The organism is Pseudomonas sp. ICMP 561, from assembly GCF_002699985.1.
In the GTDB taxonomy this organism is placed as follows: domain Bacteria; phylum Pseudomonadota; class Gammaproteobacteria; order Pseudomonadales; family Pseudomonadaceae; genus Aquipseudomonas; species Aquipseudomonas quasicaspiana.
Map to the genome: position 1 here is coordinate 275,828 of NZ_LKBT01000001.1, position 20,833 is coordinate 296,660.

A 20,833-nucleotide genomic window follows, 5' to 3' on the forward strand; every position below is an offset into this window, starting at 1 on the left:
TACGCCCCCCTTAAAGACTGTTGATCAGCGTGCTGAAAATGGACTGCGCCGCTTTGATGATCTGCGAAGACGCGGTGTAGTACTGTTGATACTTGATCAGGTTGGCGGCTTCCTCATCGAGGGAAACGCCGGATATGGCATCGCGTGAGTTTTTCGACTGGGTCAACAGTGCGGCAGTCGCTGTGGTATCGCTAAGCCCCTGAGCAGCCGCCGAACCGACGTTTGAAACCAGCGTTCCGTAAGCGCCAGACATGCTTTGCCCGACGGTCCCGTTGACTCCCACCGTCTGCTTGGTCTGCAGGGCCAGCAAACTGGTCGCATTGCGGTTGTCGGCAGAACCCGCGCCGGTCAGACCAATGTTGTAGGCATCATTGTTGTTGGGCGCCCCCGCGATGGTCATTTCGACCGAAAAGGACTGAGCAGCGCTGGCAGAATCGGTGTAACCCACATTAAAGGTCAGCGTGTTGCTTTGCCCTGGCACGATATTGCCGGTGATGGCGGTACCGGTCTTGTCCAGCACCGCATTGCCCTGAGCGTCCAGCAGCTGATAGCTCTGAACACCCCCTGATGCCGTGCCGAACAGCAGTTTCATCGGCGTGGAGGTGGTGATTGCGTTACGCAGGTCCGCTGTTGCGGCCGTGTCGTAGATGTCCGATTTAGTCGTGAGTGTCGGCTGGGTAAACGTACCGGTACCGGAGTTGGCAGCGGCGGTCGCCGTCAGCGGTGCAGCAGCAGCAAGACTGCGCGGATCGGAAATCACGGTCGACAACTGTGCCGCCGCATTGCGGGTCGGCGTCAACTTGAAGCTGTCACCGAACCCCATAGCGTTGCCATTGAGGCTGACCGAGAAGCCATCGAACTGCTTGGGCGGATTGTCATCCAGACTGCCGCTGCCGACAGAAGTACCGTCCGGCAAAGACCGAACAATAAATTTCTTGTTGTCACCGGCGTCGTTAAAAACAACCTCGTAATCACTGGTGGTCAACTTACTGGTATCGGTGATCGTGACATCAAGATTGCCTGAACCGGCAGTGTTGGTTGCACGACCGATGCTGCGCTGGCTGATCTGACTCGGATCATTGATGCTGCTGAACAGGTTGGAGCCAAAGTTACCGTTAGCGTCGATACCCTGATTCAACTGGCTGTTGACCTGATCGGAAAGCACCAGAGCAACCCGGCCGAGCTCGTTGGTCGCCGGGGTCAATACCTCGCTGCGGTAGCGCAGCAGACCACCGATGCTGCCGCCAGTGATGACCGACGTCACATCAACATTCGCGGTGCCGTAAGTCAGCTTGAGGCCATATTGCAGCGGATCGGTAGCGCTCGGTGCAGCAGTCATTGTGTACGCAGTGCTGCCAGTGACCAGGGACTGCCCGGTACCGATGTAAACGTCGAAGCTGCCGTTGGTCTCGACCACCTTGGCACCGACCAGCTCATTGAGCTGACGCACCGCCTCGTTACGCGAATCCATCATGGTGTTAGGTGTTGCGCCGGTCGCACTCGCCGACGTGATTTGCTTATTGAGCGAGGCGATAGTCGACGACAGCTTGTTGACCTGATCAGCCGTGGAAGACAACTGGCTGTTAACCGATGCGTTCTGCGAACTGAGCTGTGAGCTGATCGAATTGAAACGACCGCTGAGGGCGCTGGCCTGGGTCAAAAACAGCTGCCGGGAATTCGAGTCGGTAGCGAGCTTCGAAACACCCTGCAACTGGGTGAAAAACTGCGACAGTGACGTCGAAATACCCGTTGCGCTGTCCGATAACAACTTATCGGTCTGGGACGCTTGCCCTGAGTAAGCCACCGCATCGGCACTCAGCGCGGTACTGGTTTGCAATTGGGCGTCCATGTAGCTGTTGTAGATCCGACGAACGTCGGACAGCGTCGTCCCGGTGCCGATATAGCCAGCACCCAGATTCTGCTGCAACGAAGCAGTGGTCATGACCTGCTGACGCGAATAACCCGCGGTATCCACGTTAGCCGTGTTGTTACCGATGGTGTTCATCGCCGCACTACTCGCGGACAGACCCGACAACCCAATTGAAAGCAGCGACATGATTAAAACCTTATAAAGTCGTGGAAGAGCCCGTAGCGGCGGCGTAGTTCTGGTAACTCTTCATCTGTTTCGCAATCTGCGAAATCTTGCTGGCATAGTCCGGATCCGTAGCGTATCCAGCCTTCTGCAATTCTTTTACAAACTGTTCCGGGTTATCGGCAGAATTCACGACTTCTTTATAGCGATTGTTGTTCTGCAACAGGCTGACCAGGTCGTGGAAGCTGTCTGCATAGGAGTCATAGGAACGGAAATCCGCCGTCTCCTTGACCATCTTGCCGTCACGGAACTCGCTGGTAATAGCCCGCGCCTGCTTGCCATCCCAGCTCCCCGTCGCCTTGATACCGAACAGGTTGTGACTGCTGCTGCCATCCTGCTGACGCATGATCGACTTGCCCCAACCGGTTTCCAGTGCGGCTTGTGCCACCAGAATCGCCGGATCAACGCCAATGCGCGCAGCAGCATCCTTGGCCAGCGGCAACATGGTTGCCATGAACTCATCGGAATTGCCGAACGCACGTTTGGCCGGAGCCAAAGGCGGCTGAGCAATACTGCGCACGTACTGCGGGGTCGCTGGCGCCAGGTTCGGGTCCATCGTCCAGTCGCCGTTTCCACTGCCTGTGCCTTTACTCGCCACGTTGTTGCGAGCAATAGGCGACAGCTCAGTAGCACCCGACGGCACGATGCCCGCCAGCAGACGATCAGTAAGTTTGCTGGGCAATGCCAGGCGGCGGGAATTGAGCGCCGCCACATCGTTGCGCCCTTCTGCCACTGCTGCGGTCTTGTCACTGGCGGCCGAACGCGTCGCCCATAGCGGCCGTTGCTGAACGCTGGCAGCCAGGCCATTGGCGGCAGTCGAAGCATCGCCTTTTGCCGCATCAGCGGTTGCGGCTGTGTGCATGTTGCGAGTCTTGGAAAGCTGGCGCATCAGCACGTCTTGCAGGCCGATACCATTGCCCCGCCCGGACAACGTCACGGACAACTGCTGGTCATACATGTCCTGATACTGCCGGGTTGCGGCGGTATTCATCGGATTGTCCTTGGCCAGCACTTCGTTGGCAGAACGCATCGCCTTGAGCATCTGACTGACGAACAGCGACTCGAACTCCTGCGCAACCTTTTTCAGGTTGGCATCGCTGTTCACATCACCGGTTTTCAGCGAGCTCAGACGATTGAGGTCGGTGTACGCACCTGAATCGATACCTGAAGAAACCGGGCTCTTGGGCATGTCCATTTACAGTGTCCTCAGATCACGATCAGGTCGGCCTGCAACGCGCCGGCCTGTTTCAATGCTTCAAGGATTGCCATCAAGTCGCCGGGCGCAGCGCCCACCTGGTTAACGGCACGAACGATCTCGTCCAGCGTGGTGCCAGGGCCGAACTTGAACATCGGATGCAGCTCTTGCTGAGCATTAAGCTTGGAGCGAGGCACCACAGCCGTCTGGCCATTGGAGAGCGGCCCGGGCTGGCTGACAATCGGGTCTTCGGTAATGGTCACCGTCAGGCTGCCGTGAGTCACGGCAGCAGGCGAAACCTTGACGTTCTGACCGATCACGATGGTGCCGGTACGCGAGTTGATGATGACTTTGGCTGCGGTCTGGCCCGGATCGATTTCAAGGTTTTCCAGCACTGACAGATAGTCAACGCGCTGACCCGGATCCAGCGGCGCGGTCACACGAACAGAACCGCCATCCAGCGCCTGAGCAACGCCAGGACCGAGCAGGTCATTAATCTTGTCCACCACGCGCTTGGCGGTAGTGAAGTCCGAACGGTTGAGGTTCAGGGTCAGCGTGTTGCCCTGATTGAAGCCGCTCGGCACTGCTCGCTCAACCGATGCACCACCCGGAATACGACCGGACGACGGCACGTTGACGGTGATCTTCGAACCGTCCCGGCCTTCAGCATCAAAGCCACCGACGACCAGGTTGCCCTGAGCGATTGCATAGACGTTGCCGTCGACACCTTTCATCGGCGTCATCAACAGCGCACCACCGCGCAGGCTTTTCGAGTTACCGATCGACGACACGGTGATGTCAACGGTCTGGCCTGGTTTGGCGAACGCGGGCAAGTCTGCGTACACCGCCACTGCCGCGACGTTTTTCAACTGCACGGTACCGGAGCCGGTCGGCACCTTGATACCGAACTGGGCCAGCATGTTGTTGAAAGTCTGCAAGGTAAACGGGGTCTGAGTGGTCTGGTCACCCGTGCCATTGAGACCCACGACCAGGCCGTAACCGATCAACTGGTTGGCCCGTACGCCGGAAATACTGGCGATGTCCTTCAAACGCTCGGCATGAGCGCCGAACGCGGTAGACAACAGCAGTGCTGCCGCGAGCAATTGCTTGAGATTGATCATGTTTATCCCGCTATCAGAAAGGGAACAACGGGCTGAGGAAGAACCGGTCAAACCAGCCTGGCTGGCTCGAATCGGCAAATGCACCAGTACCTGAATACGTAATGCGCGCGTCGGCCACACGAGTGGACGAAACGGTGTTGTCAGTCGCGATGTCGTCAGCACGAACCAGACCGGCGATGCGCACCAGTTCGTCACCGGTGTTCAGCGTCATCCACTTCTCGCCGCGAACCGCCAGGATGCCGTTGGGCATGACGTCGGCAACGGTCACCGTGACCGAACCGGTGAGGCTGTTGCTCTGCGCGGCCTTGCCATCACCGGCAGTGGTGCGTGCGCCGTTGTAGCCAGCACCGAGACTCAGATCGTTACTGCCAATCGGGTTGTTGGTGGTCAGACCCGAACCGAACAGCGAGGTCAAACCGATGTTCGCCGTGCTGTTCTTGGAGATGCCCGAGCTTGCAGCCTTGCTGGCAGCCATACGCTCCGACAAGGTAATGGTGATGATGTCGCCGACCCGGAAGGCCTTGCGATCGCCATACATGTTCTGCTCGAAACCCGCCTGATAAATCGAGCCGTTGTTCGCTGCAGCAGGCAGCGGCGTACGCGGCATCACCGGCGCGTAATAAGGGTCATTAGGCTTGGCATTAGGCGCAACGCAGCCTGCCAGCAGAGCGATTCCACAGAATGGCACCACCAACACAGAAAACCGCAGAACAGATAGCCGTTTCATGACACTTAAAACCTCGCGGTGTAACTGGCGCCGGGCAGGCGCCGTATCGAATTGAGCGGGTACAGCAACAGGTCAAACAGGTCGATCAAAGCGTTACAGGTTCTGCGTCAGGTTCTGCAGCATCTGGTCAGCCGTCGAAATCACTTTCGAGTTCATCTCGTAAGCACGCTGAGTGGTGATCATGTTGACCAACTCTTCAACGGTGCTGACGTTGGAAGCTTCGAGGGTGTTCTGCAAAGTCGTACCCAGGCCGTTCAGGCCAGGTGTTCCGACTTGCGGCGCACCGCTGGATGCAGTTTCCAGAAACAGGTTGCCACCTTGCGCTTGCAGACCAGCCGGGTTGATGAAGTCAGCCGTCTGGATGTTGCCGATAATCTGTGGCGTTGCAGTCGCACCGGCCAAGGTGATCGACACCGTACCGTCCTGACCTACGGTGAAGGTCTGGGCGTTCTGCGGTACGACGATGGCGGGTTCCAGCGCATAACCATTGGCGGTCACGATCTGGCCGTTGCCGTCCAGGTGAAACGTACCGTCACGGGTGTAGGCGATGGTGCCGTCAGGCTGCATGATCTGCAGGAAGCCACGACCGTTCACTGCGATATCCAGTGGGTTTTCGGTGGTTTCCAGGCTACCGGCGGTGAAGTTTTTCTGCGTACCGACGATGCGCACACCGGTACCCAGTTGCAGACCGGACGGCAGTTCGCTGTCCTGGGTCGACTGAGCACCCGGCTGACGCTTGATCTGATAGAGCAGGTCCTGGAACTCGGCGCGATCACTTTTAAAACCCGTGGTCGAGACGTTTGCCAGGTTGTTGGAAATGGTCGTCAGGTTCATGTCCTGAGCGGCGAGACCGGTTTTCGCGACATATAGTGCAGGAAGCATTCTTTCTCTCCTCGTGCGTCGGTTTATCGACGCAAGCTGTCAATGGTTAGCCCTGCAAGATGCGCGTGGCGGATTCGTCGTTCTGCTCAGCGGTTTTCATCATCTTGACGTGCAATTCAAATTGGCGGGACAAGGCCAGAACGGAAGTCATTTCTTCCACGGCATTGACGTTGCTCGCCTGCAAAAAGCCCGACTCGACCTGAACGTTGGCGTCGGCTGGAGCCGCTGCACCGCTCTTCAGGTGGATCAGGCCATCTGGGCCTTTTTCCATGGTTTTCATATCAGGTCTGACGAGCTTGATACGGTCGACCTGAGCCATGACTTGAGCGCTCTCGCCCAGGGAACGAACGCTGATGGTCCCATCAGCGCCGATTTCAATCTGTTGTTGCGGCGGCACGGCGATAGGACCGCCGTTGCCCATGACCGGCAAACCATTGCCAGCCCGAAGCACGCCGACGGCATCGATATTCATGCCTGCACTGCGGGTATAAGCCTCGCCACCGTCAGGTGTCTGAACGGCAATCCAGCCATCGCCCTTGACCGCGATGTCGAGATCACGACCGGTCTGGATCATTGCGCCGCCACTGAAGTCAGTACCGGGACGTTCGCTCATTGCGTAGGCACGCGAAGGCTGAACCTCGCCAAACACTGGCATCGAGCGCGCCTGTTCGAGGTCGCGCATGAAGCCGTTTGTCGAGACGTTAGCCAGGTTGTTGGCATGAGCCTTTTGCGCAACGGCGTTTTCAGATGCACCGCTCATCGCGACGTAAAGCAACTTGTCCACAGTCTTCCTCCTCTGACAGACGTTTGCCGTCTGTAGCTGTTCTAACAGGGAGATAGCAATATCCGGACCAACTTGTCAGCGTTGATACAAAGCACTGATTGTTCAGCAAAAACAGGCGTGCTCGTCGTGAGGACTGAAGTACGGGATGGAAATGCGGCGGCGGATTGCCACATTTGCTGCGAGGGGTCGGATGGGCCGCCAAAAAAACTACGCTGTGTGTTTTTGTATGGCGATTTTGTGTACATATCCGTTGTGGGGTGAAGGCTGGTATTGGTTGCGCTTTTACAGCGCCTCACTTTTGAACAGCGCAAAAGTAAGCAAAACGCTCTTGCCCCACCACTCGGCACCTCGCTGTCGCTCGGTGTACCCGCCCGCAGATCCTGAACCGTGGGCCGCCGCAATGGGCCATCCATGGCCCGGTGCGGCTAACCCGGCGTCCTGCCGGGTTGCCCACGCTTCAGAATCTGCGTTCGGCCAGCGTGGTTTAACGGGGCGCCTAAGATCAAAATCAAAAGCAGATCAAAAGCAGATCAAAAGCAGATCAAAAGCAGATCAAAAGCAGCGATTTCACCGCAGAACGGTAGGAGCGAACTTGTTCGCGAGACGTCAGCACAGCCAGCACAAATCTCATCTGACACACCGCTTCGCAGCCTTCGGCAGCTCCTACAGAACATCGGTAAGTTCACCCATCAGGTCGGCTGTCAGGCCGCCGCGCTTTTGATTTTGGGCGCCCCGTTAAACCACGACGGCCGGAATGCGATATTGCTGCGTGGGGCTCTTGTTAAAGGAAGGGGCGGCAGGGATGCCGGTTTAGCCGCCTCAGGCCATGGATGGCCGGTGGCGGCGGCCCCACGCAGCAATGTCGGATTACGGGCATGCCGAGCACCAGCGAGGCACCCAGTGGTGGGGGAAGAGCGCTTTGGTTACTTTTGTCTGGGCCGGCTTCCGGATGTTCAAAAGTGACGCGCTGTAAAAGCGCAACCAATATAAGCCGTTACCCCAATAATGGATATGTACACAAGAACCACAGCATGACGCCGATGCAGTGATAGTCTTGCACCCAGCACTTACCCCGAGAGCACCAGCCAACCGACATGAAAACTCATGCAGGCTTTACCTTGATCCTTGCCGCATCCATTGCATTGGCAAGCATCACCGTACAAGCGAAAAACGCCCGCTATTACCGGTGGCAAGGCGCGGACCGCATCGTCTGCGCGCAAACCAGCCCCGGCGAGGGCTGGAAGCGACTGAACGGCTCCTTTATCAAGTCCGACTGCTCAATCTGATCAGGTCGACTGAATCAACGTCTGCATCAACGTCACCTCGGTTGAAATCGCTTTAGAGTTCGCCTGATAGGCCGTCTGCGCCTGAATCAACTCAATCAACTCATCAGCCAGCGTCACGTTGGAACCCTCCAGCGACTGACCAATGATGACCCCCAGCGTCCCGACACCCGGCTCATCAAAATTGGCAGGCCCGGACGCACGCGTCTCACTCCAGCGCGTGTCACTCTGCGGCTGTAACCCCTGAAGATTAGCGAAACTGGCAAGCATTACCTGACCGACATCACGGGTAAGACCGTTGGTAAAACCCGCCCGCAGCACGCCATCGCGGCCCATGGTCAAACCGCTTAATTTCCCCGAAGGATGTCCATCCACCTGCTGTGCCGAACGATTCGAAGCACCGTTGTGCTGGCGCAACCCCGTCAAATCGATGGCAATACCGCCGTCGCTGCCCGCCGCACCGTTGGATACCCAGCTCTCACGACTGGTCCCGCGATCACGAACAATGGCCGGCACCCAGCCCTCGAGCTGCAGGCTATCTGTACCGTTGCCGGTCATTCCCGGCATACCGACCAGCGACTTCAATGAGCCGTCCCGATTGAAAACAACGTTGGCCGTCATAGGCTCCGTGGACTCGGGCGCCTGAGGGTTACGATCATTAATCAACACATGCATCCGCCAGCTGTTAGTCCCGTCCTTGACGAAGTATTTCTTCAGCTCGTGCTGATTGCCCTGCCCGTCAAAGATCGCGTTGGCAAATACCCTGCTGTAAGTCTTCAGATTGGTGGGATCGAAGACCGGCACAGGCCGGACCATCACAGGATCGCTGTCATCGAGGGCAGTTGCCGCGCCATCGTTCAGGGACAAAGACACCGCCCCGCCATTTGCAGCACCATTGAAAACCCAATTACCGTTCACTTCTTTGGCTGGACGCCAGCCATGCAGCGAAAACTCGGTGTCCGATACCTTCCGGATATGCTGTGTGTTGCCAGAGTATTGCAGCGTTCCGTTTGCCGCTTTCTCCAGCGTGACATGCTGCGGAGCGGTACTGCCAGGATCGACGGGATTACGACCATCCACCAATACATACATCGACCATTGATTCTCGTCGGTCTTGACGAAGTACTGCTTGAGCTCGTGATCCACAGGCGGGGCTGGCGCGACGCCTGCGTCCTGAATGGTTCGGCTGGTCATGCGCGTGTAAGTCGCAGGGTTGTCCGGATCAAAGGCAGGCAACTGCGCAAGGGACGGCAGTGACGTATCCAGATTGACTGTTTCCGCGATTTTCGTGGTTGCCTTGGGCTCAATATTGGAAGCATTAATCTTCAGGTCACCGCGTACTCCCGTCATGATCTCGCCTCTCTCGTTGGCCGCGTATCCCTGCAAACGCGCGCCTTCGCTGTCGACGATGAAATTGTCGGCATTCTTGAGGAATGCTCCGGCACGCGTATAAGCCAGCGAACCGCGCTCACTGACCACAAAGAAACCATTGCCCTGAATCCGCATATCGAGAGGACGGCCCGAAGTGGTCATGGTGTCACCCTGGTTGAAGTTCTGCCGCACCTCCGATAAACGCACACCATCACCGGCAGCGTTCTGCCCACTTCCCAGGTGTGAAGACGAATACAACGCGGAAAATTGCGCACGCGAGGATTTGAAGCCAACCGTTCCGGCGTTGGCAATATTATTGCCCGCCACTTCAAGCCGTTTGTTAGCGGCCTTTATTCCACCAATAGCAATATTAAACGACATTAAAACTCCCTTTTTACCGTCAACGGCTTTTATTGAGGAGTTTTAATTCTCACATCATCGCGAGTAGGAAATTTCCATAGTCGTTGAGTGACCAATCTGGAAATTAATATTTAATGTAGGACCTCATTTATTATTTAACGCCCATAAAAAAGCCCCTTCGAAAAGGGGCTCTTCAGGCAGCGTGTACAGCGACGTTTATCACGTCATCTGGATAGTGGTCTGCATGATAGTGCTTTGCGTAGAGATGGTCTTCGCATTCGCCTGATAGTTACTTTGCGCCTTGATCAGGTTAACCAGCTCCATGGTCAGGTCAACGTTGGAATCTTCCAGCGCCTGACCGGAAATGTCGCCCAGCGTACCCGACTGAGGAGCACCGGTAACCGGCACGCCGGAGGCGAAGGTTTCACGCCAGTTAGTACCACCGGCTGGAGACAGACCCTGCACGTTGGCGAAGTTGGTCAGCGAAACCTGACCAATGACTTTGGATTGACCGTTGGTGTAACTGGCAAACAGGTTGCCCGTGGCGTCGACGCTCATGGAGCTGATCTGACCGGTTGCGTAACCATTCTGCGACTTGGTGATAGCACCTGATACAGACGCGGTCTGAGTAGTTGAGAGCATGTTCAGTTGCACGCCACCCACTGCAGCCGCAGCACCGTTATCAACCCAGTTTGGAACCGTTGCAGTACCCGCATTGTAAGCCGGATTCCAGTTGGAGATCTGGAAGGTAGCATCAGCATTAACCACGACGTTCGCAGTCGACGTCGGCAACGGGTTGGTAATCAGAGCCCCCGCAGAGTCAAAGCTCAATACCGTCTGGTCCGGGGTAGTGGCGGTTGCCAAATCAGCGTTGGTCGGGTCGCTGATGCTACGACCATCAATCAGCGAGTACATGGTCCATGTGTTGGTACCGGACTTGGCAAAGTACTGATCCAGGGTGTGCTCGTTACCCTGAGAGTCGTAGATCGCGGTACTGATAGGGAAGTTGTAAGAAGCAGTATTGCTCGGATCGAACGGTGTGACAGTAGGTATTGTCGCAGTCGAGTTCATGTTCGAGGCAAGCGTAATGCTACTTGTAGGATTTGGCGCCAGGTTCGAGGAGTCAACCCGCAGATTCTGGGAGACACCCGTTACCACATTGCCGTTGGCATCAACGTTATAGCCCTGCAGGTTCATGCCGGAACTGTTGACGACGTAACCGTCTTTATCGGTATGGAAAGCACCCGCGCGAGTGTACAGCTTCTCGCCGTTGTTGCTGATCATGAAGAAACCATTACCGTTGATCGCCAGATCGAGGCTGTTGGCGGTGCCGGTGGTCAAGGTGCCCTGAGTGAACTGCTGGGACACTGCAGCGGTTCTTACGCCACTGCCGACGTTGGTGTTGCCGGAAGTACCGCGAATGGATTGCGCGTACTGATCAGCAAACTCCACGCGGGAAGATTTGAACCCGTTGGTTGCAACGTTGGCAATATTGTTGCCTGCTACGTCCAGACTTTTATTTGCTGCGTAGAGCCCACTAAGACCGGTATTGAATGACATGTAACACTCCTTCGCCGTCGAGTCGGCTCTAAATTCCGATAGTTTGTACTTTGGACAGCGCGATACTTTGACCGCCCGCCAGATTTAGTGTCATTTCTCCACCACTTACACCGGTGGTCACACTGTTGACCGTGGCGGGCAGGTACGTGGACAGGCCTGTTGGAGTGCCGTCCAGAGAACCTGAAGCCACAAAGCTGTAGTTGCCGGAAGCGACTTTTTCACCCGCTTCATTAGTGCCGTCCCAACTGAAACTTGAAGTACCCGCAGATTGGCTACCCATGTCGACTGTTTTGACCAGATTCATCTGCGCGTCATAAATTTTGACGCTGGTTGTCGAGCTGGATGAAGGCACAACTGCAGACCCTGTCATGCCTTTCGCGGTATCAACCGAGGTTGCGCCCGCATTGACAATCACTGAACGGCCTACCAGAGAAGATGCCTGCAGAGCTTGGGAAGACTGATAGAGGCCAGCAATGCCGTCCACCGTGGTCGTCAGGTTCTGCATGCTTTCCAGGCTGCTGAACTGCGCCAACTGGGCAACGAACTCGCCGTTGTCCTGCGGCTCCAGCGGGTTCTGGTTCTTCATCTGTGTAACCAGCAACTGCAAAAACGCATCCTTGCCCAACGCGTCGTTGGAACTGGTCTTGGTTGCAGTAGGGTTTTGCAGCGAACTTATGAATTTCGCGGATACATCGTTTTCAACGGCCATTTACACGCCCCTTATCACTGACCGAGGGTCAGGACTTTTTGCATCATGGATTTGGCGGTGTTCATGATTTCCGCGTTGGTCTGGAACGAACGACTGGCAGAAATCATGTCGGCCATTTCTTCAACGACGTTCACGTTCGGGTAGTACACGTACCCATTGCCATCGGCAGACGGATGATTCGGCTCGTAGCGCGCTTCGAGGTTGGAAGCATCTTCAATGATGCCGTTGACCTGTACGCCCTGACCGGCCTCACCCTGATCCTGGAACAGCGAACCGCCGCCCTGCTGGCTTTGCTGGAAAACGGTCGCGAACACCGGGTGACGGGCGCGATAAGTCTGGTCCATGCTCGAAGACACAGTCTCGGCGTTGGCGATGTTACTGGCGGTGGTGTTCAACCGAGTGGTCTGAGCACTCATGCCGCTACCGGCAATGTTGAAGACGTTGGCTAGAGACATGAATTATTCTCCGCGAAGGGCTGCAACCAGCCCTTTGAATTTACTGTTGAGCAAGGTGAAGCTGGCCTGGAAACCGACGGAGTTTTCCGCGTAGTTGGCGCCTTCCACTTGAGCATCGACGGTGTTCTGATCCAGCGACGGCGCCGACGGTGTGCGGTACATCAGTGTGCCGTCGGTGTTGCCCATGCCTTCAGCTTCGATATGACGGTTGTTGGTCATATTCATCGCAAACTTGCCGTTGCTGACTTTGTCGCTTTCCGCGGCCAGCACAGAAGAGAAGTCCAGATCACGCGCCTTGTAGTTCGGTGTATCGGCGTTGGTGATGTTGTTAGCCAGGACTTCGGCACGCTGAGCGCGGAAGCTGAGTGCCTTTTCGTGAATGCCTAGTGCTTTATCGAAGCTGATGCTCATTTCGGGAAACCTTTACCGGTTGACCAGATTTTCTTGATAGAGACATAGCAATCAGCGTGCCAGTTTAGGAAAAGCCCTGTTTCAAAGGGCTGCGGGGCTTTGGGACAGACGTGATGCCAGAAAAGCGGCAAGTCATTTCCGCTGAGAGCGGCATAAGCGGCAAGGTGAACGCCGTAAAATTGCCAGGGTGGAGTCAAATGTGCTGAGTTCTATGGTGTTCTTATCGCGGGCAAGCCTCGCTCCCACAGGCAGAACGCAATCTCATGTGGGAGCGAGGCTTGCCCGCGATAAGAACACCACCGACTCAACAGACCTGACATCAATCAATCGCCACTACCAAAACAAAAAAGAGACCCGAAGGTCTCTTTCCTGAACAGCACTAAAGCTTACTTCGCCTGGTAAATAATCCCCGGACTGCATTGCACCATCTGGTAATGATCCGGCAGACCATTCAGCGCCTCGGACGCACCGAGGAACAGATAGCCGCCCGGCTTGAGCGTGCCGTGAATGCGCAGCAGTATGTCTTTCTTCACCTCGGCCGAGAAGTAGATCAGCACGTTGCGGCAAAAGACGATGTCGAACTTGCCCAGGCTCGCATAGCTGTCCAGCAGGTTAAAGGCACGAAACTCGACCCGGCTCTTGATCGGAGCCTTGACCACCCAGCGCCCCGGCGACTTGACGTCGAAGTAACGCTGCAGGCGATCCGGAGACAAACCCCGACCGATCGCCAGGCTGTCGTACTCACCCGACTTGCAGTTGGTGAGCATCAACCCCGACAAGTCAGTGGCAACAATCTGCGCACCGTTCTTCAACAGCCCGGAATTGCTGCGCTCAAACTCGTCGATGGTCATCGACAGCGAGTACGGTTCCTGACCCGAAGAGCAGGCGGCCGACCAGATGCGCAGACGCTGACCAGGAGCAGCCTTGATCGCTTCGGGCAACACCTTGTTCTTCATCACCTCGAACGGATAGGTGTCGCGAAACCACAGGGTCTCGTTGGTCGTCATCGCATCCACCACCTGCTCGCGCAAACCGCTGCGTGGCTGTGACTGGATACGCTGAATCAGCTCCCCAAGGGTTTTGATGCCTTGCTGTTCCATCAACTTGTTGAGGCGACTGGAAACCAGGTACTGCTTGTTCTCACCCAAAAGGATGCCACAGGCTTTTTCCAAAAATACCCGGAACTGCTCGAAATCCAAATTACCCGTAGCCAAAATGCCGCCTCTCAAATCATGTAAAACCACCAGGAACGACGTTCCTAGCTGATGTCTGCTGCCTTGATTCTGTCCACAACGCGTGCTGCGAGATCATCAGGCCGGAATTTGGCAAGGAAGTCATCCGCGCCAACTTTCTTCACCATAGCCTGATTGAACACACCTGACAGAGAAGTATGCAAAACGATGTGCAATTTTTGCATCCGAGGGTCATTACGAATCTCGGAGGTAAGCGTGTAGCCGTCCATTTCCGGCATCTCGATGTCGGAAATCATCATCAGGAATTCTTCTTCAGGCTTCTTGCCTTCAGCGACCATCTGCTTGAGGTAATCCAGTGCCTGACGACCGTCGTTGAGCGCAACCACTTCCACGCCAACAGTCTGTAGACAGCGGCTGACCTGTTTGCGCGCCACTGACGAGTCATCGACCGTCAGCACTCGCAGAGAAATGGCTTTGTGATGGGTTTCCTCGTCGATCACACCGACAGACACGGCTTCCGACATCGGTGCCACTTCCGCAAGAATTTTCTCGACGTCGATGATTTCCACCAACTGGTTATCGACCCGCGTCACCGCCGTCAGGTAGTGATCGCGACCCGTTCCCTTGGGTGGCGGATGGATCTCTTCCCAGTTCATGTTCACGATGCGCTCGACCGAGTCCACCAGAAAACCCTGAACCTTGGTGTTGTACTCAGTGATGATCACGAACGCATTATCAATCGACATCTGCCCTGGCAAACCGGTTGCCATGGCGAGATCGAGAATCGGGATCGTCCCGCCACGAATGTTGGCAACGCCGCGCACAATCCGACTGGATTTAGGCATCACAGTGAGCTTGGGGCATTGCAGCACCTCCTTCACCTTGAAGACGTTGATCCCATAAAGCTGTTTGCCATTGAGACGGAACAACAAGAGCTCAAGGCGATTCTGCCCAACCAGCTGTGTTCGCTGGTTCACTGAATCCATTACACCGGCCATGCTGCGACTCCCCTATCAAAGTAACCATCGCCACAGCACCTGGTCAGGTAAGCGGCACGGGCCTTGCTTTTCATACTTCATGAATGCAAAAACGACAATTTCCCGACACGCCATCTTCAAGAACCGCATCTTGCTCTGTTCGCTGGCTTTGCTGTGTCTTTCTGCCTTGGTGAATACCAGCCGGGCAGACAGTTTCACATTGCCTGAACAACTTATCGGCGTCACTCAGGGGTTTCTTGAATTCACAGTTGAAGACTATTTGGCGACTGCCCAGATCGAAGGGCGCTACGAAATTGAAGTGCGTCAATTGGACCCGCGTCTGCGCATGCCTTTTTGCGACAAGGAATTGACAGCAAGTCTGGAAAGCCCGCGTCCCGTTGGCCGCGTGACTACCCGGGTACGCTGCGAGGGCTCGTCGCCCTGGACGGTGTTTGTGCCCGCCCAAGTGCGGTTGTTTCGCAATGTAGTGACCGCTGTTCGCCCACTCAAGCGTGACGCGGTAGTTACCGAGCAGGACATCGCCATGCGCGAGCGCGACATCGGTTTGCTGGGTCAGGGATTTCTATCTGCCGAAGATCAGGCGATAGGACAGAAGATCCTCCGACCAATGGTCATCGATCAAATCATTGCACCCAACTTTCTGGAACAGCCCCAGATGGTTAAAAAGGGTGATCAGGTGGTGATCACCGCTCGCAGCGGCTCCATCTCCGTGCGGATGCCGGGTGAAGCGTTGTCTGACGGGACGTTCAACGAACAGATACGGGTCAAGAACCTCAACTCAAAGCGCATCATAAAGGCCAACATTACCGGGCCTGGACAGGTGGAGGCCCCTATGTGATCAGCTATGCGGCGCGATAGAACACTGGCGTGAAACGCTTGTTTTTCCTAGACTGCGAAACAACTTCTGCGGTTCGAGGTCCATTGGCTGCGCAAAACGCAAATGGATTTCACTTAGCAGGCTAAAGTTTTTTTGCATTTGGTCGAAACCATGGCAAGCGTCCAATTACCCAGAGGTTTTTATCATGGTCATTGACTTCAACAGACTGAACAGCGGCAACGCGGTTAGCGGCACGACACGTACCAACAGCGTTAAAGAAACAGGCAAGACAGAAGCAGCGGTTAAAACCGGCGCACTGGAAAAAACCGCCGGCACCGGCGAATCCGTAAAACTGAGCAGTGAGTCTCAACAGTTGCAAAAGATCACTGACAAGCTAGGCGAACTGCCGACCGTCAACAGCGCCCGCGTGGCGGAGTTGAAACAAGCGATCGCAGATGGCAGCTATAAAGTGGACAGCAACCGTGTAGCCAGCAAGCTGCTTAATTTCGAAGCTTCGCGCTAGCCCAATGCTCGCGCGGTATCTTCTGGACGCTTAAAAACCAGAGCATGCGATGCAAGACACTACTTTGCTCCAACTGATGACCGAAGACATGGTCCCGGCCCAGCAATTGCTGGAAATACTGCAGGCAGAATCCCTTGCCCTGATCGGCCGCGACATGGTCGAGATGGAGCACGTTCTGGCTAAAAAGCAGGCGCTTGTGGTATTGCTCGAACAGCATGGCCGCAAACGCAGCCAGATCCTTAGTGGGTTAGGACTGAGTCCGGACCGCAATGGCCTGAGCGCGCTTGCAGCCAGCTCGTCGCTGGGCGAACAGTTGATCAAGGCGGGCGACGAGTTGAGCGCAGTGATTACTCAGTGCCAACTCGTCAACACACAGAATGGCAGTTCCATCGTTATGCAGCAGGCCTCTACTGCGCATCAATTACGGATACTGACCGGTGACATGCCCACGCTCTATGACAATCGTGGGTCGACATCGGGCCGTGCAAAACCACGGCCGTTAAGCCAAGCGTAGTTTTCTGTATCAAGGCGCTTTGCATGCTGGCAAGATGCCTGCAATTGCATTGCTGTCGTATTTTGCCTGGAGATGGAAAAAAGTGAATGGCTCAAGCGCGGACGATGCTCCGCAGCCCCCAAAGGTACTGAATACGCCTTTGGAAATTGCCGCCAATTTGCGGCTGCTACTTGAAAGTCATGATCCCCTGATCATCACTTTTCATGAGCGCACACAACGTTTTCAAAGTTATTTGATTGAGGTCGACCGCGAAAGCGATGTCATTGCCCTCGATGAAATGATCCCCCGTGACGGCGAAAAATTCCTCGCCAACGGTGAAGCTTACCGGGTTGAAGGCTTCCATGACGGCGTCCGAATCGCCTGGGAAAGCAACAACCAGATGACCATTCATGAAGTTAATGGCGAACGTTTCTACCGCGGCCCGTTGCCAACTGAAGTTATCTATCACCAGCGTCGTAACGCCTTCCGTGCAGCATTGAAGCTTGCCCAGCTGGTCAGCATCGAGATGGGCGGCGACCGACTGAAATTCCCTTTAAGCGGCAAATTGCTGGATATCTCCGCGACGGGGTGCAAGCTTCGCTTTGAGGGCGATGTTTCAGAACGCATGCAGTTGGGCCAGGTGTATGAGCGTTTCGTTGCTCAATTGCCGTTCGGCACCATGACCGCCCCGGTTGAATTGCGTTATCTGCACTTCGAAGAAAGGGTCAACACCACCTTTGCCGGGATTCGCTTCCATAACATGAGCGGCCTTGTGCAGCGTCAGGTTGAACGTTTTGTGTACCAACTGCAGCGTGAAGCCCGTCGCTTCGACAAGGACGACGACTTCTGACAGCGGTATCCGGTTGCTAAAAAGGCGATTGCGCGGTGAGCGTAATCGCCTTTTTTGTTCATCCTGCCTGCCGTGACGCGGAACCTGTAGGAGTGAGCTTGCTCGCGATTGGGCCTGTCAGTCGATGAATATATTGCCTGTGCTGGAGCTATCGCGAGCAAGCTCACTCCTACAGTAAAAAGCATTCCAAATCAGATAGTTATATTTTTTTGATGAGAGCTAACTTTTTGGCAAGGCAGAGCTTCTGACTATGCAGGCTTGGCTTCTCGCCAACAAGTTGGCTCCTGCAGGTCAGTCCACTCAAGCCTGACGAGCGTTAAAGACCCTAAGGCCGATTGATCTCTTCATCCTGCACAACCCCATCGGCCTCCCCTTCAGCCTTGACCTCAACCGGCGCTTCAACCTCAGGCTCCGGTTCAACCACCGGTTCAACCGTAGTCTGCATCTGATCCTGAACCACCTGCTCATCAACCCGCGGGTCAAGCGCAACCACCAGTGGCGAACTGGACATGCTGTCCGGCATCGCGACGTGGTGCAGTGGCGCATCGTCCACCTGATGCAGGTGAGTCACGGCTTTAGGTCGGATCAGGAACACCAGCGCCAGTGAAGTCAGGCAGACGAAGGCATAAAGCATATTGCTGCCTAGCGCCTTCATCAGCGCACCCGCCGCCAGCGGACCAATACTGGCGCCAATGCCGAAAGTCATCAGCAACATTGCCGTCAGCGACACCCGGCGCTCACCTTCCACGTGGTCGTTGGCGAACGCTACGGCCAGCGGGTAAAGGCTGAATTGAATCAACGACACAATGAAGCCGACGACAAACAACACCTCCAGCGGCATGCTGGGCAGGATTGCCAAAGGCAACGCCACGACCGTCAGGACGCCGGCAAAAGCCCGCATCAGTTGAGCACGATCATAACGGTCAGAAAGAAGCCCCAGTGGCCACTGAACCAGCAGGCCGGCCAGAATACAGCAAGCCATGAACATACCAACATGCTCGGTCGACAGGCCCTGTTGCGCTGCATACAGAGGCGCCAGACCATAGAAAGCACCGACGATAAGTCCCGCACCCAATACGGTTGTCAGCGACTGCGGAACCCGACTGATAAAGAAGCGGGGTTCCAAAGGCGCGGGATGCAGGGGTGCCGGGTGAATGCTGCGGGTCATCGCCACAGGGACCAGACACAAGGCAAAACACATGGCAACCAGCATCAACAGCTCAGGCCCCAATCCGGGGTGGACCACCAGAATCATCTGACCCAGTACCAAACCCAGGTAGGACGCGATCATGTAGCCACTGAAGACCATGCCACGCTGCTTGGGGGCTGCCTGCTCATTCAGCCAGCTCTCGATCACCATGTACTGGCACATCATGCCCAGGCCCACGATCATCCGCAGGAATAGCCAGGCTGGCAGCCAGTCAATCAGGCCAAGGCCCAATACCGCTGCTCCGACAATCCCAGCACAGGTGGCGTAGGCACGAATATGCCCGACACGACCGATCAGGCGATGCCCGACCTTGCCACCCAGCACCAGCCCCACATAGTTAGCGGCCATCAACGCACCGATCCACAGGCCATCGACCTGGTCAGCGGACAATCGCAAGGCAAGGTACGTACTCAGAAGACCGGAGCCGGTCAACATCATCAGGGAGGCAAAATACAGACCCTGAAAGGACTTCCAGATTTGGCGCATCGACTTTCCAAAAATTAGGAGCCGCCGAAATGGACGTCTCCTGAAACACGATTCTTAAGCCTGGGCAGCCAGAATGCGCCGTTCCCAGGGGGTGATTTCATCAAAAAAACTGGTCAGTTCCAGGGTCTTCGATGCGATGTAGCCTTCGATGAACTCAACGCCAAACAGTTCCTTGGCCAACTGACTGCGTTTCAGACGCTCCAAAGCGGCATGCAAGGTACATGGCAATGACAATTCATCCGGCACATGAATATCGCCCTGGGTCGGGGCCGTCGGCTCCAGTTGCTGATCGATACCATGAAGCCCTGCTGCCAGGCTTGCCGCTATCGCCAGATAGGGGTTGGCGTCTGCGCCCGGCAAGCGGTTTTCAACACGTCTGGCTGCCGGTCCACTGGCCGGAATACGTAATCCCGCCGACCGATTGTCATGGGACCAACAGGCGTTATTCGGCGAAGCAAATGGATGATACAAACGCTGGTACGAATTCACGTTTGGAGCAAGCAGCGCCGTGAAGTCAGCCATGCAAGCTTGCTGACCGGCAATGAACTGCCGGAACAGTGCCGTTGGCTCGCCCTGCTCGTCGCTGAACACATTCGCGCCAGTGACCGAATCAACCACACTTTGATGAATATGCATCGAACTGCCCGCCGTATGCGCCAGCGGTTTTGCCATGCACACCACGATCAAACCATGCTTGAGCGCCACTTCCTTTAGCAAGTGCTTGAACAGCAGCGTCTGATCGGCGAGCAGCAGCGGATCGCCGTGAAGCAGATTGATCTCGAACTGGCTGACACCCATTTCATGCATGAAGGTGTCACGGGGCAGACCCAGTGCAGCCATGCATTTATAGACTTCGCTGAAGAACGGCCGCAGACCATTGTTGGAACTGACACTGAACGCTGAGTACCCTTCCTCGCGACGGCCATCGATTCCGGCTGGCGGCTGAAAAGGCCTGGCCGGATCGGGATTTGGCGCAAAGACAAAAAACTCCAGCTCGGTAGCAACCACCGGTGCCAGTCCACGCTCGGCATAACGAGCGATCACTGCCTTGAGCAAGCTTCGGGTAGACAGATTACAGGCTCCACCGCCCAGCTCTTCGGTATCACAGATCGCCAGCGCGCGAGGCTCGGCACTCCACGGCAAGCGATGGATCTGCTGCGCATCGGGGATCATTGCCACATCACCGTCATCGCTGCCGTAAAAACGCGAAGGCGGATACCCGCCCATGATGCATTGCAACAGAACACCCCGGGCCATCTGCAAACGCCGACCTTCAAGAAAGCCTTCGGCAGTCATCACTTTGCCGCGGGGTA

The 20,833-nt window shown here is 55.9% G+C and carries 20 protein-coding genes; 5 read left to right on the top strand and 15 right to left on the bottom strand.

Going from position 1 to position 20,833, the window contains the following annotated elements:
- Positions 1 to 10 precede the first annotated feature (10 nt).
- The 6 genes from flgK to AO242_RS01310 all read right to left on the bottom strand — a co-directional run bounded on the left by flgK (position 11) and on the right by AO242_RS01310 (position 6,801).
- Positions 11 to 2,056: a flagellar hook-associated protein FlgK gene (flgK, locus tag AO242_RS01285; RefSeq protein WP_099267372.1), complete on the bottom strand. Its 2,046-nt coding sequence runs from the start codon at positions 2,054 to 2,056 to the stop codon at positions 11 to 13.
- Between the two features lie 10 nt (positions 2,057 to 2,066).
- Positions 2,067 to 3,287, bottom strand: coding sequence for a flagellar assembly peptidoglycan hydrolase FlgJ (gene flgJ / locus AO242_RS01290; protein WP_099267373.1), 1,221 nt, complete (start codon positions 3,285 to 3,287; stop codon positions 2,067 to 2,069).
- 11 nt (positions 3,288 to 3,298) lie between these two features.
- Positions 3,299 to 4,408 carry a flagellar basal body P-ring protein FlgI gene (locus AO242_RS01295; protein WP_027898283.1) on the bottom strand — a complete coding sequence of 370 codons (1,110 nt, stop codon included), beginning with the start codon at positions 4,406 to 4,408 and terminating at the stop codon, positions 3,299 to 3,301.
- Positions 4,409 to 4,421: 13 nt separating this feature from the next.
- The gene (gene flgH / locus AO242_RS01300; RefSeq protein WP_027898282.1) at positions 4,422 to 5,135 is read right to left on the bottom strand and encodes a flagellar basal body L-ring protein FlgH; all 714 of its coding nucleotides are present in this window, start codon (positions 5,133 to 5,135) and stop codon (positions 4,422 to 4,424) included.
- A 93-nt stretch (positions 5,136 to 5,228) separates the two neighbouring features.
- Complete coding sequence (gene flgG, locus AO242_RS01305) at positions 5,229 to 6,017, bottom strand: flagellar basal-body rod protein FlgG (protein WP_027898281.1); 789 nt, start codon at positions 6,015 to 6,017, stop codon at positions 5,229 to 5,231.
- A gap of 46 nt (positions 6,018 to 6,063) precedes the next feature.
- Positions 6,064 to 6,801: a flagellar basal body rod protein FlgF gene (locus tag AO242_RS01310; RefSeq protein WP_027898280.1), complete on the bottom strand. Its 738-nt coding sequence runs from the start codon at positions 6,799 to 6,801 to the stop codon at positions 6,064 to 6,066.
- A 1,094-nt stretch (positions 6,802 to 7,895) separates the two neighbouring features.
- On the opposite strand from AO242_RS01310, the gene AO242_RS01320 reads away from it, so the two are divergent.
- Positions 7,896 to 8,087 (top strand): hypothetical protein, encoded by a 192-nt coding sequence (locus AO242_RS01320; protein WP_049826762.1) that lies wholly within the window; start codon positions 7,896 to 7,898, stop codon positions 8,085 to 8,087.
- On the opposite strand, the gene AO242_RS01325 is transcribed toward AO242_RS01320, so the two are convergent.
- From AO242_RS01325 to AO242_RS01355, 7 genes are all read right to left on the bottom strand, one after another.
- Positions 8,088 to 9,836, bottom strand: a complete 1,749-nt coding sequence (locus AO242_RS01325; RefSeq protein ID WP_099267374.1) for a flagellar hook-basal body complex protein — start codon at positions 9,834 to 9,836, stop codon at positions 8,088 to 8,090.
- A gap of 198 nt (positions 9,837 to 10,034) precedes the next feature.
- Positions 10,035 to 11,375 carry a flagellar hook protein FlgE gene (gene flgE / locus AO242_RS01330; protein ID WP_099267375.1) on the bottom strand — a complete coding sequence of 447 codons (1,341 nt, stop codon included), beginning with the start codon at positions 11,373 to 11,375 and terminating at the stop codon, positions 10,035 to 10,037.
- A gap of 28 nt (positions 11,376 to 11,403) precedes the next feature.
- Entirely contained in the window at positions 11,404 to 12,084 is a 681-nt protein-coding gene (locus tag AO242_RS01335) for a flagellar hook assembly protein FlgD (protein ID WP_099267376.1), read from the bottom strand.
- Between the two features lie 14 nt (positions 12,085 to 12,098).
- Positions 12,099 to 12,539 (bottom strand): flagellar basal body rod protein FlgC, encoded by a 441-nt coding sequence (gene flgC, locus AO242_RS01340; RefSeq protein ID WP_027898659.1) that lies wholly within the window; start codon positions 12,537 to 12,539, stop codon positions 12,099 to 12,101.
- 3 nt (positions 12,540 to 12,542) lie between these two features.
- On the bottom strand, positions 12,543 to 12,950 hold the full coding sequence (flgB, locus tag AO242_RS01345) for a flagellar basal body rod protein FlgB (protein WP_099267377.1): 408 nt from the start codon (positions 12,948 to 12,950) through the stop codon (positions 12,543 to 12,545).
- 386 nt (positions 12,951 to 13,336) lie between these two features.
- On the bottom strand, positions 13,337 to 14,164 hold the full coding sequence (cheR, locus tag AO242_RS01350; RefSeq protein WP_176560550.1) for a protein-glutamate O-methyltransferase CheR: 828 nt from the start codon (positions 14,162 to 14,164) through the stop codon (positions 13,337 to 13,339).
- Between the two features lie 44 nt (positions 14,165 to 14,208).
- Positions 14,209 to 15,141 (bottom strand): chemotaxis protein CheV, encoded by a 933-nt coding sequence (locus tag AO242_RS01355; RefSeq protein ID WP_027902539.1) that lies wholly within the window; start codon positions 15,139 to 15,141, stop codon positions 14,209 to 14,211.
- Between the two features lie 79 nt (positions 15,142 to 15,220).
- Between AO242_RS01355 and flgA the strand changes: the two genes are divergently transcribed.
- The 4 genes from flgA (at position 15,221) to AO242_RS01375 (ending at position 17,824) form a co-directional block, all read left to right on the top strand.
- The gene (flgA, locus tag AO242_RS01360; RefSeq protein ID WP_099267378.1) at positions 15,221 to 15,979 is read left to right on the top strand and encodes a flagellar basal body P-ring formation chaperone FlgA; all 759 of its coding nucleotides are present in this window, start codon (positions 15,221 to 15,223) and stop codon (positions 15,977 to 15,979) included.
- Positions 15,980 to 16,163: 184 nt separating this feature from the next.
- Positions 16,164 to 16,481, top strand: a complete 318-nt coding sequence (flgM, locus tag AO242_RS01365; protein WP_027902541.1) for a flagellar biosynthesis anti-sigma factor FlgM — start codon at positions 16,164 to 16,166, stop codon at positions 16,479 to 16,481.
- Positions 16,482 to 16,530: 49 nt separating this feature from the next.
- The gene (locus tag AO242_RS01370) at positions 16,531 to 16,995 is read left to right on the top strand and encodes a flagella synthesis protein FlgN (protein ID WP_027902542.1); all 465 of its coding nucleotides are present in this window, start codon (positions 16,531 to 16,533) and stop codon (positions 16,993 to 16,995) included.
- 82 nt (positions 16,996 to 17,077) lie between these two features.
- On the top strand, positions 17,078 to 17,824 hold the full coding sequence (locus AO242_RS01375) for a flagellar brake protein (RefSeq protein ID WP_099267516.1): 747 nt from the start codon (positions 17,078 to 17,080) through the stop codon (positions 17,822 to 17,824).
- A 325-nt stretch (positions 17,825 to 18,149) separates the two neighbouring features.
- Here the strand turns inward: AO242_RS01375 and AO242_RS01380 are convergent, their stop codons facing one another.
- Complete coding sequence (locus AO242_RS01380) at positions 18,150 to 19,520, bottom strand: MFS transporter (RefSeq protein ID WP_099267379.1); 1,371 nt, start codon at positions 19,518 to 19,520, stop codon at positions 18,150 to 18,152.
- A gap of 54 nt (positions 19,521 to 19,574) precedes the next feature.
- Positions 19,575 to 20,816, bottom strand: a complete 1,242-nt coding sequence (locus tag AO242_RS01385; protein WP_176560556.1) for a glutamine synthetase family protein — start codon at positions 20,814 to 20,816, stop codon at positions 19,575 to 19,577.
- Positions 20,817 to 20,833 lie beyond the last annotated feature (17 nt).